Origin of the sequence: Pseudomonas psychrophila, assembly GCF_001043005.1 — a bacterium.
Taxonomy (GTDB): domain Bacteria; phylum Pseudomonadota; class Gammaproteobacteria; order Pseudomonadales; family Pseudomonadaceae; genus Aquipseudomonas; species Aquipseudomonas psychrophila.
The window spans coordinates 783944-797168 of sequence record NZ_JYKZ01000001.1; the positions used below are offsets into that span (position 1 = coordinate 783944).

Annotated in this window: 6 protein-coding genes; 3 read left to right on the plus strand and 3 right to left on the minus strand. The window is 57.7% G+C overall.

What is annotated here, in order from left to right:
- The first annotated feature begins 13 nt into the window (after positions 1-13).
- From aauS to TU76_RS03690, 3 genes are read left to right on the plus strand one after another with little or no spacing between them, the layout of a single operon-like run.
- Positions 14-1918: a two-component sensor histidine kinase AauS gene (gene aauS / locus TU76_RS03680; RefSeq protein WP_048351097.1), complete on the plus strand. Its 1905-nt coding sequence runs from the start codon at positions 14-16 to the stop codon at positions 1916-1918.
- Complete coding sequence (aauR, locus tag TU76_RS03685) at positions 1915-3240, plus strand: two-component response regulator AauR (RefSeq protein ID WP_019823570.1); 1326 nt, start codon at positions 1915-1917, stop codon at positions 3238-3240. Before aauS ends, aauR begins: the two co-directional genes overlap by 4 nt.
- An 8-nt stretch (positions 3241-3248) precedes the next feature.
- Complete coding sequence (locus tag TU76_RS03690; protein WP_193388247.1) at positions 3249-3575, plus strand: GlpM family protein; 327 nt, start codon at positions 3249-3251, stop codon at positions 3573-3575.
- A gap of 69 nt (positions 3576-3644) precedes the next feature.
- On the opposite strand, the gene TU76_RS03695 is transcribed toward TU76_RS03690, so the two are convergent.
- The 3 genes from TU76_RS03695 to metE form a co-directional block, all read right to left on the minus strand.
- Positions 3645-7655 carry a Tc toxin subunit A-related protein gene (locus TU76_RS03695; protein WP_048654668.1) on the minus strand — a complete coding sequence of 1337 codons (4011 nt, stop codon included), beginning with the start codon at positions 7653-7655 and terminating at the stop codon, positions 3645-3647.
- A 14-nt stretch (positions 7656-7669) separates the two neighbouring features.
- The gene (locus tag TU76_RS03700) at positions 7670-10531 is read right to left on the minus strand and encodes a Tc toxin subunit A (RefSeq protein WP_048351099.1); all 2862 of its coding nucleotides are present in this window, start codon (positions 10529-10531) and stop codon (positions 7670-7672) included.
- Positions 10532-10836: 305 nt separating this feature from the next.
- Positions 10837-13155 carry a 5-methyltetrahydropteroyltriglutamate--homocysteine S-methyltransferase gene (gene metE, locus TU76_RS03705; protein ID WP_019823576.1) on the minus strand — a complete coding sequence of 773 codons (2319 nt, stop codon included), beginning with the start codon at positions 13153-13155 and terminating at the stop codon, positions 10837-10839.
- Between the last annotated feature and the right edge of the window lie 70 nt (positions 13156-13225).

Genomic DNA, 13225 nt, shown 5'->3' on the forward strand with positions numbered 1-13225 from the left:
CAAGGCATCTGTGATGAAATGCGACCCCACTCTTTATCGCGGTGCTCCGCCCTCACTTGCCGTGAAACCTCGTCTACTCCGCCATTTCCTGCTGCCGTTGCTGATCATCCTGATGACGATCGGCCTGGGTTACGCGGGCTATCGCATCAGTGAACACTTCGGTATTCGCACGCTGAGCGAAACCGGCGAACGCCAGCTTGAGCTCCACGCCCGTACCGTTGAAAGCGAACTGGGCAAATACACCTACCTGCCCAGCCTGCTGGAACTGGAATCCAGTGTTTCCCGCTTGCTGGCTGATCCGAGCGTGCAGAACCGGGTCACCGTCAATCAGTACCTTGAAGGCCTTAACCGCCGCAGCCGCAGCCGGGCGATCTATGTGCTCGACACTACTGGCCGCGTGATGGCTACCAGTAACTGGCGTGATACCGACAGCTATCTGGGTGAAGACCTGTCATTTCGCGCCTACTTCCAGGACGCTGTGCGCGGCCAGCCGGGGCGTTTCTACGGGATTGGCAGCACCTCGGGTGAACCGGGCTACTACCTGGCTCACGGCCTCGAAGAACAAGGCAAGATCATTGGCGTCGCCGTGATCAAGGTCCGCCTCGAAGCCCTTGAAGAACGCTGGCAACGCGCTCGCCTCGAAGCCTATGTGAGCGACGAGAACGGCATCATCATTCTGTCCAGCGATCCTACCAGACGCCTTAAATCAATCCGCCCGCTCAGCCCCGAAACCAAGGAGCGACTGGCACGCAGCCTTCAATACTACTGGTGGCCGCTTAATGAACTGGAACCTCTGGAGCGCGAAAACCTGGCGACCGGGGTAGAAAAAGTCACCTTTGCCAATAACAATCAGGTCGTTACCGACCAACAGGAAGTCAGCTATCTGGCGCAAACCCGCAAGCTTAATGACACGCCCTGGGACATCACCCTGCTCTCGCCATTACAAGATCTGCGCCGTGAAGCCGCTAATCAGGGGACGTTGGTTGCTGTTGCCTTTGCCTTGCTGGCGTTTCTACTGATTGCCTGGAATGAACGGCGCAAAGTGATAGCCACCCGGCTGGCGGCTCGCGAAGCCCTGCAAGAAGCCAACAACCAGCTGGAACGCAAGATTACCGAGCGCACCACCCACTTGCGGGCCAGCAACGAACGGCTCAAAGGCCAGATCCGAGAACGACGCCAGGCTGAAGACACCTTGCGCCGGGCCCAGGATGAACTGGTACAGGCAGGTAAACTGGCGGCCATCGGGCAGATGTCCACCAGCATTGCCCATGAACTGAATCAGCCCCTTGCAGCATTGCGCACACTGTCAGGCAATACCGTGCGCTTTCTTGAGCGCGGAGACCTCAAGGTCGCCGCCGACAATTTGAGCACCATCAACAACCTGGTCGATCGCATGGGCCGCATCACCGCCAACCTGCGTTCGTTTGCACGCCGTGGCGATGACCAGGGCCAGGCCAGCCTGGGCAAGGCTGTCGACGCGGCCCTGCAGCTGCTCGCCAGCCGCATGGAAGAATCCGGCGTGCAGCTTCATCGAGAGCTCAATGATGTGGCACTGAAGATTGACCAGACCCGACTGGAACAAATTCTGGTCAACCTGATCGGTAACGCACTGGACGCCATGCAGGGTCACACAGCATCGCCACAGCTTTGGCTGGAGGGCGAGTTCAATGACAGCAAATATCGCCTTCGAGTCCGCGATAACGGCCCCGGGATCGACCCCGAAGCCCGCAAACATCTCTTCGAACCGTTCTTCACCACCAAACCCGGCGAACAGGGCCTGGGCCTGGGCTTGACCCTGTCAGCCAGCCTGGCCGCAGCCGCTGGCGGCAACCTCAGCGTCGAGTTCCCGGTCAGTGGTGGTGTCGCATTTGTCCTTCTTTTACCGCTGGTGCAACCCGCCAAGGCCGAGCCGATATGAATAACGACCTGACCGTCCTGATCGTTGAAGACGATCCCCACGTCCTGCTCGGATGCCAACAGGCACTGGCACTCGAAGACATTCGCAGCGAAGGCGTCAGCAGTGCCGAGCAGGCGCTGGCGTTGGTAGGCGACAACTTCCCCGGCATCGTCATCAGTGACATTCGCTTGCCCGGGATCGATGGCCTGGAATTGCTCAAGCGTCTCAAGGCCCGCGACCGCAGCCTGCCGGTGGTACTCATCACAGGCCATGGCGATATTTCCATGGCGGTGGGCGCCATGCGCGACGGCGCCTATGACTTTATGGAAAAACCCTTTTCCCCCGAGCGGCTGGTGGATGTGGCCCGCCGTGCGCTGGAACAACGTAGCCTGGCCCGGGAAGTCTGGTCGCTGCGTCGCCAGCTGGCCGAACGCGACTCCCTCGAAGGGCGGATCATCGGGCGCTCACCTGCCATGCAGCAGTTGCGTGAATTGATTGCCAACGTCGCCGATACCTCAGCGAACGTATTGATTGAAGGCGAAACGGGCACAGGCAAAGAGTTGGTCGCCCGATGTCTGCACGACTTCAGCCGACGCCATCCCCAGCAGTTTGTGGCACTTAACTGCGGCGGTTTGCCGGAAAACCTGTTTGAAAGCGAGATTTTCGGCCACGAAGCCAACGCCTTCACCGGTGCAGGCAAACGCCGCATTGGCAAAATCGAACACGCCGATGGCGGCACACTGTTTCTCGACGAAGTCGAGAGCATGCCGATCAACCTGCAAATCAAGCTGCTGCGGGTATTGCAGGAACGCACCCTGGAGCGCCTGGGCTCCAACCAGAGCATCGACGTGGATTGCCGTGTAATCGCGGCCACCAAGTCCGACCTCGATCAACTGAGCAAGGCCAGCCAGTTCCGTAGCGACCTGTATTACCGCCTGAACGTCGTCACCCTTGAACTGCCGCCCCTGCGCGAGCGCCGCGAAGATATCCTGCAGTTGTTCGAGTACTTCTTGCAGCAATCGTCCCTGCGTTTCGACCGAGCCGCCCCTGAACTGGACAACCAGACCGTGTCCAGCCTGATGAGCCATGACTGGCCGGGCAACGTGCGTGAACTGCGCAACGTGGCCGAGCGTTTCGCCCTGGGCCTGCCGGCCTTTAAAAAGTCCGGAGGCAGCGCGGCACAGGGGCTGGGGTTTTCCGAGGCGGTTGAGGCGTTCGAGCGCAACCTGCTCAATGACGCGTTGCAACGCAGCGGCGGCAACCTGACCCAAGCCAGCCTGGAGCTGGGCATGGCCAAGACCACCCTGTTCGACAAAGTCAAAAAATACGGGATCGCTCACTGATGGATTTGATTCTCAAAGCGGCTTTGGGCGCTGGCGTCGTGAACATTCTCGCGATGCTGGCCAAGACCAAAAATTACTACATCGCGGGTTTGGTCCCGTTGTTCCCGACCTTTGCCCTGATTGCGCATTACATCGTCGGTAAAGGCCGCTCGGTGGACGACCTTAAAACCACCATTGTCTTTGGCATGTGGTCGATCATTCCTTACTTCGTCTACCTGGCAACCCTCTATGTGCTGGTGGACCGCATGCGGCTTGAGGCCTCATTGGCACTGGCCGCAGTGGCCTGGCTGATGGCCGCCACGGTACTGGTCAGTGTATGGGTGCGCTTGCACTGACTGCCCCATGTGGGAACGAGCCTGCTCGCTCCCACACAGAGTCTCTACACTGCTCCACACTGCGTACGCTCAACGGATCGTGTAACTCACATGCAGAATAATGTCGTTCAAACTGAGCAACATTGCCTGCTGGCCGCCTCGGGCATGTGGGAACACCAGTGAAAACTCTCCTTGGTCGACTGGCAACCCTTCAAAGGGCAGGTACTGACCATCGTTGAAGTCCAGCATGAACTGCCCGCTGTCATCCAGACCATGGGACAACGCCACTGCGCTGCAGCCACTGGCCAACTGATGCGCGCTGTTGTAGCGCAACACCGCCTGCACGTTTTCGTAAGGCCCCAACAGCGCCGGCAACGAAATGCTCAGGCTCTTGATCAAACGGCGGCTCCCAAGGTTAAGGCTCGCTGGATAGTCGTCCAGAATCCTCAGGCTCTGCAGCTTGAAGGTCACGACCAGATTGTTGTCGCTGTCCACAACGGCCTCGACGGGCAGTTCGGTTTTTATGCGGTCCACGACAGCCAGGCTATCGGGCGTCACCAGTTGGCGAATGGTGTCGATCAGTTGCGGGTCAAGGGTGCGCAACGAAGCTGTTTTGCGCACCTGCAAAGCACGCTGATCCCAACTCAAGTAAGCCGCCTCCATTTGCTGCAAGCTCAATAACTGGCTTTCGCCGGCCAGCAGCCCCTGATACAGATCACTCCAGTTGCCTGGGCGCAGGTAGTTTCGATTGTCCTGGGTTTCCCAGCGCAAGCTGCTCTGGGCCTGTGTACACAGCGAAGACACCGTATCGTAGAGTTGATAGTACAAAGTGGACATACGCGCAGCCTGCCAATTGAACAGTGCCTGACCGGTGAAGCGGGTGTTCAGCACTTCGAGCACCGCATCGTTGTAGGCCTGTTCCATTTCAGTTTGTTGGCGTTGTTTTTCAGCCATCGCGATTTGTTCGTTGAGCGCCGCGATCTGGGTCGTGATCAACTCGCCCTCACGCCGTGCCTGATCACGCTGCAAGTCCCACTCTTGAAGCCGGCGACGGTACTGCTCGGAGCTGTCCAGCTTGACGGCTTCGCCCTGCTTCGCATTTGACGTCAGGCGTAACACATCACTAAAGGCATCGACCAGGCCACCGACCTCACCCCATCCGACTGCCATGCCCGCGACATTGGGCAGCAGATTAAGCCCACCTGCGGTGAGGCGTAGCACCCCAGAGGTGGTTTCAAGAAACACCGCCTCACTGCGCAGGTCCATCGCACGCTGCTCACTGGCGGAAATATTCTCCGAAAACAGCACGTCGTAATGTTGCTGGCGCGCCAGGGTCGCGGCCTGGGTGCCTTGCAGGCCCGACAGTGTGTGTCGCAACGCGGCCAAATTGGCCCCATGGGCTTCGCCCATCAGGGCCAGCAAGCCGCCTTGCTGGGTTTGTTGCAACACGTTTAATGCATCCGCATCGCGTCGCTCCAGCACGCCTTGCAGATTGGCGCCGAACTGGATCACCTGCTGCACAGCATTGCGCGCACGCTCCAGCAACACCATAAAGCGTTGCGGCCACAGAACCGGGGCGCCCCCGGCCTGCATGCCACCCGCGCCATCGCCAGCCAAACGAGCCAGCTGCAGCGCTTTGGGATCCACGGGGGTCTCGAACAACTCCAACGCCAACGGCTGACCGTCGATGGACAGATGACGACGCAGGTTATAAAGCCGCCCCTCAAAACGATCCCAGTAAGCCAGCACCGCACTGTCCACCGGCGGCCGGAACGGCCCATTAGCCACCATGATCTGCCGTGTTGAAGCGGGTGGCAGCAGCGCTGATTCCTCCTCCACCCATTGTTCCAGCTCCAGTAGCCGCAGGTTGGATGCGCTACTGGCAGCCTCAAGCGTCGGCGCATTCCACGCCAGCGCCAAGGGCAGTTCCGGACGCTTACCCAGCAATTGCAGGGCATGCACGTACCACATTTTGGCCTCGCTCAAACTGTCACGGGTTTGCTGGCGATACAACTGGTCCCCACGTGCCGCCAACAGCTCCAGCTCGCGCAAAAACACAGCCAGCTTGTAGTTCATGGGGTCGGCAGTGGCGATAACGTCCGGGTCATCAGTATCGACCGGAGAAGAAGGGCCCCACGTCAAATCCTCTTGCAGCGGCCGTACATTGCAGTAGCGCGGCTTACCGCTGATCATTTGCAATACGCCAGCAGCGTTTCGATAACCCGCCGGATCGAACAGGCGTCTGAACCAGCGATCGGCCTCATCGAAGCGCTGTTCAGCCAGCAGACGATTGGCAATCAAGAAGGGTGCGTGGAAGAACAGCTCCCAGGTGTACAGACCCACCCCACCCTCGAAACTGATTTTGCGATTGATTGTTGCGCCTTCGTACCCAGCCGGATCGATAAACATCTGCTGCACATCCCACGACAGCAGGGCATCTACCCCCACCAGCATTTTTTGTTCCAGCAAAGGTCCGGCCAGTGTGGTGAGCACCCATTCTTTATGGTTGCCAGGCTTCGTGTAGAGCATTTGGGTACGGCCGGCGCTATCGAAGGCGGTAGGAATCCATAAATGGGCCAAGGAGTTATCGTTGATTATTATGGCCGGTTGGCCAGGAGCGCTCCTCTCCACAGGTATAATCGCGTGATACGTTGTAAGAGCAATTTCTAGAACATATGAGTGATCCCTTACAAAATCCGCAAACAATAAAGCAGTGTTCATGACATATGTATTCATTACTTCAGCCATGGCACAAGACTGGGAATAAAAAACCACGCCTGCTTTTAAAATTCGAACATTAAATATCTTATTTCTATGGCTAGTTCTTGCATCTATCGCGATTCTTAATTCCCCCCCCGCACTGGTGAGTTTTACACCCCCAAAATACCAAGAATCGAATGTATTCGAGACGTCATATACATACGTACTCGTTGCAGACAAAACAGCAGCCGGAATGCCTGGAGTAAAATTCAATGGCTGGCGTACGGGAATATCATAATAATCGCCAAAAAGAACATTCTTATATACAAAGTTTAATGCCAGCGCGGTCCCGGATGAATCGATCATCTGTAAAAGTTTGCTGAAGCGATACAAACTAATCCCCGTAGGGGTTTCAACAAACACACCCAACTCCGGCTCAATCGTCGTAGGGGCAGCACGCCGTAATTCAGCCGCAAAAACCTTAGAGGGATTATTGGTTAAAGGCCAGGCGCGCAGGCTCCATTGCCCGGAGGGCTTGAGGGTAGCAATCTGCAGTTCCTGCACCATCGTTGCGTGAGCTTCAGTGACCCCGTCGTTATCAGTTGCCGTGCCGCCGGCGGAATATTCATGCACGCACACGACATGCAAGCGATTGGCGAAGTACACAATCGACGGCACGGTGTTAGGCATCGGCTGCAGCGGCGCATCAATCTTGAGCCATTGGCTCCACGACGCAATATTGCGCACTTTGGCATTGGTGCCATGATCGGTCTTGTCCACACGGCGCCAATAATATTCACCGGGTGTACCGGGAATACTGCCCAGGAAATACGCCTCCCCCTTACTGCTTGCGGGTTCGACCTGATAACCACTGTCATAACGAATATCCAGCACTTTGCGCAGGCCACTCACATACTGGGTGAAGGCCTGCTCCACGCGCTCGTCGGTGATTCGCCCCTGGTTGATGGCGGTTTCCAGTTCTTCAAATAATTGAGTCTTGCTGTACCGCAACTCAGGGTCGATATAACTGGCCGGGTAATACATCAGCCGTTGCAAGCCAGCCCAGGAGGCATAACGTTTGTTATAGGCGTTCCAGCGACTGAAAAAACCGGTCTCGTTGGAGGCTTGTTGCATCGCGGGCAGATCCAGATTCGGTTCCAGCTGTTCGCGGCAGCGGTGCAAGTACAACTGGGCACTGGCCACGGCTTCGGCAATGCGGCTGGTTTTGATCTGCCCGGACACATTCGGATCGAGCAGCAGGTATTCATAAAGATCCTCGGCAGTCGTGATCTTGGCCGCCAGTGCGCCCAGACCTCGAAGGGGGATTACATGCTTAAGGTAATAAGGCACCAAAGCATCACGCCGGGATTCGTTAAGACCGGCCAATAATTTCTCGTTCATAGCGGTTCTCCCGGTTAGGCGTGTGCGGCGCCAATGATTTTGGCGGCGATCACGGTGAGCGTGGCCTGATCAACAACGGCGGTTCCAGTCAACTTGGCGACCCACGACATGTCCGTCGGGGACACGCCAAGGCGCTGGCTTAATTGCATGGTGTGCAGCAGGGGCAGCAGTGCCGCAAAACTGCGTGGCACGCTGGCGTTCATCAACACAAGGGTTTGCGTCAGGTCCCAGCCGTGCAGGTCGCTGAGCTGTTGCGCGGCCACTTCCAGTGTCAGCGCTGGATCCTGCGCTGCCGCGCGCAGAAGGAATGTTCGAGCCTCGGCCACCTCGACGACCAACACCTGTTGCCATTTACGATAGCGTGACAACAGCAGCAACAGCTCCAGGGTCAAGGCTGGGGCATTCAATTCGCCCGTCAGCGCTGAAGGTTTGCCCACGCCTGCAGGCAGCAGCACGTCCAGGTCCTGCTCGCCCAGCTGGGCCCAATGGCAGGCCTGGGCGAACTGGCGCATCAGGTAGGCGTATTGCACGGCTTGGGGCAGTTCATCCAGCGTGGCCACCCCCAGGCCGACACGCTCGATGTCAGCCCAGAAACTCAGCAGGTTGTAGCCTTGCAGGGTCGATGTCATTTCTTCGGCCACAGCGTCGACCCAGACCAGGGCGGCCGTGGCAATGTTGGGCTTAAGGTTGAACTCGGCACCGATATGACGCGCCAGTTGGGTGCGCAGCACCGCGTCTTCTGTCGCCTGCAAGGCGGCTTCGACCACTGCCCGTCCGCTCAGGGTGCTGTAGATATTTTCGATAAAGACCTGTAGCTCGGGGGTGGCCTGCACCGGATAGCGACGGCTGGTCAGAGCCATGAGCTGCTGGGGCTCGAGCTTGGCGTTGCGCATCCAGTCCACCAGATAGCCGGTGCGTATCAGCACGCCGAGGGCGACCTGGTTGGGGTGTGGCTGGGCCAGTGCCCGGACAATGGCATCGGGGTCGGCCAACACATCCCAGAAGTGCAAAGCCTCAACCACGCTCAGGCCAAATACCCGAGGTATCGCCACCAGCCGGTAAAGCGCCGAAATCTGCTCCAGTCCCAGCACCGGCAGCACCTTGTTAGTGTCCATGGTCGGTAGAAACTGGGCCAGCACGATCAACGTGGCATCGTCGATCTTCAGCCCTTGGCACAGTCGGGCCCGTGCGCTCAGGGAAGGCGGGTTCTGGGTGGCTTGCTGAAAGTCGATATTGGCCATACCAATCAAGTCTTTGTCACCAAACAACGTGGTGTAAAACGAAGGCTTGCCGGCACTATGGAAGGTGTTGAGTGAACCGAGGCAGGCGGCAAAACTGTCGACCGACATGCCATAGCGTTGGCGCAGCGGCAAATAGACGGCCAGTGCCTGCAACTGCTGCGTCAGGGGGTAAACGCTGATATCGGCGCAGGCCTGACTGATCAGCCAGTCCAGTTCCTCGAAGGACAGCTGCTTTACATGTCGCTGCAAACGTATGACACGGTTTAAACGTTCCCAGGCACCATTGCTGCGGTTGAACATCTTACTTCCTGTAGAGTCATTCACAGGGCTAGGTACCGGATGCCCCAGTGCGGCACCTATGTACCAGTAAAGCGGTTTGAGGGTGTCACCACTGCCGGTCCAGCCGTTTATGTAGCAGGCACCATAAAACTGGGATGAGACGATGCTCGGTAAAGTCGAAGACCGGTCTGAAGCATCATAGAAAGGCCCGGCTCCCAGCGCTGCCAAAATGGTGTCTGTGGGTAGCTTAAGAGCGTTACCCAAATCCTGTTCGGTAAACATGAACGTGTTGGGTGCTAAACCATAGTACGGCCCGAAATTGTTGTAGTTACCGGCCATGGAAGGTTGAGTCAGTATGATGAGCAATTCGGGCGACATCCCCAGCGTATCCCGCGCATAGTTCGCCGGCATCCTGGTGGCCCAACTGCTCAGATTGGCATCGTGGCGCAGCGCCTGGCCTTCGAAATCCCCCAGCACCGACCAGAGTTCAGCCGGGCTACTTTTGCGGGCGGCCATCCCCTGCAGGATCTGTTCGCTGGCATGGTTATAAGGCAGGTTCATTGGGTAAACCGAGGTACGCAGCAACTCGTCAACATTTCCGGTAACCCCGGCTTCCAGCACCTCCAGGGTCAATGCCAGCGTGCTGATTTCTTCGTTCAGGTTGGCGTCGCTCAGCAGCAGCGGGGCCAGATCAGGGCGCCGCAGGTTCAATTGCAGACCGCTAGTAGACGGATGCAAGGGCTTGGCCGCGCGATACAGATCCGTCAGATAGCTGGCCGGGGAAAACAACGAACCCACCGAGTCCGGATGGGCGAACCCGGTGGCGCTGGTTTGCTTGAACCAGGCCTCATAATTGCCGCTACCGCCGATCGAGCGATGTATCCCGTTGGGGTCTTCGGGCGGCTCCAGTTTGGTGAGTGCCTGCAACGCCGGGTTGCTTCGCGCGCACAACTGGGCATAGAGCCGAGTCAGTCCGGCGGCGCGGGCCTGAGCCTGGTCAAACAGCTCATCCACCTGCACTGGGTCCATGACTTGCGGCGTTCGGCTAAGGATTTTTGCCCGCACCAGCGCGGGCCCCTCGCGCATCAGCTCGAACACGGAATCAAAACCTAACTCGGTGATCCGTTCGTGAAGTACGCGCAAGGCTTCGCGCTCAGCGGTATACCCTTCGGACTCTTGGTCCACCGGTGGTTCGTCGCCGATCACTGGCTTATCGTCAATGGGCGGATCATCACCTACAGGTATCACTTCAATCGGCGGCTCGCCTTCTTCGGTGAGAGAGGACGTCAGGTCATCGCTCGAACTGGCAGTGGCTTGCGTGGTTTCAGATTGTCCGGAAGTTTCTTTGCTCGCCATGACCATAACCTCAAGCTGTTTACACCCGCATTGACAGGAAATACCCCCAGACATCCACCACGGCAGTGGCCAGAAAACCGAGGACTTTGAGTCAGTGACTGACTCCCTTGAGAGTGATTACGCGCTTGGATGGGGGGGTTGCCTACTGTAAGAAATGACAGAGACAACGCCCACTGATCAGAAACTACCTAGCCACTAAGACGATGCTTCTTGGGATGACCTGAGACGCTAAAAGTAAAAAAGCCACACGCTGCAAGACCAAGTCTTACCGCGTGTGGCTTGTAGCTCTTGTAGCTTTCGCTCTTTTAGCTTGGAACCGCGCTCGCTCTCAACTGCCGTGCTGCTGCAACCATGTTGATCAGTGCAGCTTCTGTTTCGGCCCAGGCGCGGGTCTTAAGACCACAATCCGGGTTGACCCACAGTCGCTCGGCTGGAATACGCTGGGCTGCCTTGCTCAACAACTTGACCATTTCAGCCGTGTCCGGCACCCGTGGCGAGTGAATGTCATACACACCCGGGCCGATGTCGTTCGGGTAGTCGAACGCTTCAAAGGCATCCAGCAATTGCATGTCCGAACGGGAGGTTTCAATGGTGATCACGTCGGCGTCCATCTCGGCGATCGACTTGATCACGTCATTGAATTCGCTGTAGCACATATGGGTGTGGATCTGGGTTTCATCACCCACGCCTGAGGCGCACAGACGGAACGCTTCGACTGCCCAGTCCAGGTACTCCTGCCATTGTGCGCGGCGTAACGGCAAGCCTTCGCGGAATGCGGCCTCGTCAATTTGTACGATCTTGATTCCGGATTTTTCCAGGTCGACCACTTCATCGCGAATCGCCAGTGCCAACTGCTGCGCCTGGACTTTGCGCGACACGTCTTCGCGGGGGAATGACCACATCAACATGGTCACCGGGCCAGTCAGCATGCCCTTCATTACCTTGTGGGTCAGGCCCTGAGCGTAGGTGATCCACTCAACGGTCATGGCTTTCGGGCGGCTCAGATCACCGAAGATAATTGCCGGTTTGACGCAGCGTGAACCATAGCTCTGTACCCAGCCGTATTGGGTGAACACGTAACCGTCCAACTGCTCGGCGAAGTATTCCACCATGTCGTTACGCTCGGCTTCACCATGCACCAACACGTCCAGCCCCAAACTCTCCTGGGTTTGCACGGCGTTGCGAATTTCGCTGTGCATGGCGTCGGTGTATTCACTGATCGACAGCTTGCCCTGCTTATAAGACTGACGCGCCAGACGAATAGAAGCAGTCTGTGGGAACGAGCCAATGGTAGTGGTCGGAAAAGCAGGTAAATTCAACCGCGCGCGCTGCACTTCAATACGGGTGGCGAAGGGCGACTGACGCTGACTGTCAGCATCGGTAATCGCGTCGATGCGAGCCTGTACTGCCGCCTTGTGAATCCGTGGCGAGTTAGCCCGGCTTTGTTGCACGCGCCGGCTCTGGGCCAGGGCTTCTTGCACCTTCGGGTCTTGCGGGATATTCAGGGCATCGCGCAGCACGGCGATTTCGGCGCACTTTTGCTTGGCAAAGGCCAGCCAGCTCTTGAGCTCTGCATCCAGTTTGGTTTCGCGATCCAGATCTACCGGGCTATGCAGCAGCGAGCAAGAACCGGCCACCCACAGGTTGTCACCAAAACGCTCTTCAGCTTCTTGCAATTGGGCCAGGGCGTTCTCCAGGTCACAGCGCCAAACGTTGCGACCGTTGACCAGGCCCAGGGACAGCACTTTGTAGGTCGGCAAGCGATCCAGGATGGCATGCAACTGGTCGGGAGCGCGCACCAGATCCACGTGCAACCCTTCTACCGGCAGGCTAACGGCCAATCCTAGGTTGTCTTCCAGGCCGCTGAAATAGGTGGCGACCAGCTTCTTCAGTGGCGAGTACTGAAGAATGTGATAAGCCCGTTCAAAGGCGTTTTTCCATTCCTGCGGCAGGTCGATGGACAAGATCGGCTCGTCGATCTGCACCCACTCCACGCCCTGCTCGGCCAGGCTGGAAAGAATTTGCGCGTACACCGGCAGCAGGTTTTCCAGCAGGTCGAGCTTGTTGAACTCGTTGCCCTTGGCTTTGCCCAGCCACAGGTAGGTCAGCGGGCCGATAATGACGGGCTTGACCGTATGCCCCAGGGCCAGTGCTTCGGCGGTCTCTTCAAACAGTTGGTTCCAGCTCAGCTCAAAGCGCTGGTCCTGACTGAATTCCGGCACCAGGTAGTGATAGTTGGTATCAAACCATTTAGTCAGTTCCTGAGCGTACTGGCCTTTAGTGTGCTCACCGCCGCAGCAGCTCTGGCTAGCACCGCGAGCCATGCCAAACAGAGTATCCAGCGTCGGGCGGTGCTGCTCGTCCAGGGTGCTGGCAAAACGCTGCGGGATGACACCGAAGGTCAGCGAATGGGTCAGGACCTGGTCGTACCAGGCGAAGTCACCCACAGGCAGCAAATCGATGCCTGCATCCTTTTGCAGTTGCCAGTGATCGGCTCGCAATTGGCGACCAACGCTTTGCAGTGCGGCCTGATCGATATCGCCTTTCCAGTAGGCTTCGAGTGCTTTTTTCAGCTCGCGGTCTGCGCCAATGCGGGGGAAACCAAGAGTGTGGGCCAGGGCCATGACGGCATTCCTTCGTGTAAGTAATGGCACTATTATCGACACCCGCCCCAACATGAGACAAACTCAACGT

Coding starts and splice junctions, on each gene's coding strand:
- TU76_RS03695 (WP_048654668.1), bottom strand. CDS start 7,655: ATGAACGAGAAATTATTGGCCGGTCTTAACGAATCCCGGCGTGATGCT.
- metE (WP_019823576.1), bottom strand. CDS start 13,155: ATGGCCCTGGCCCACACTCTTGGTTTCCCCCGCATTGGCGCAGACCGC.
- aauR (WP_019823570.1), top strand. CDS start 1,915: ATGAATAACGACCTGACCGTCCTGATCGTTGAAGACGATCCCCACGTC.
- aauS (WP_048351097.1), top strand. CDS start 14: ATGAAATGCGACCCCACTCTTTATCGCGGTGCTCCGCCCTCACTTGCC.
- TU76_RS03700 (WP_048351099.1), bottom strand. CDS start 10,531: ATGGCGAGCAAAGAAACTTCCGGACAATCTGAAACCACGCAAGCCACT.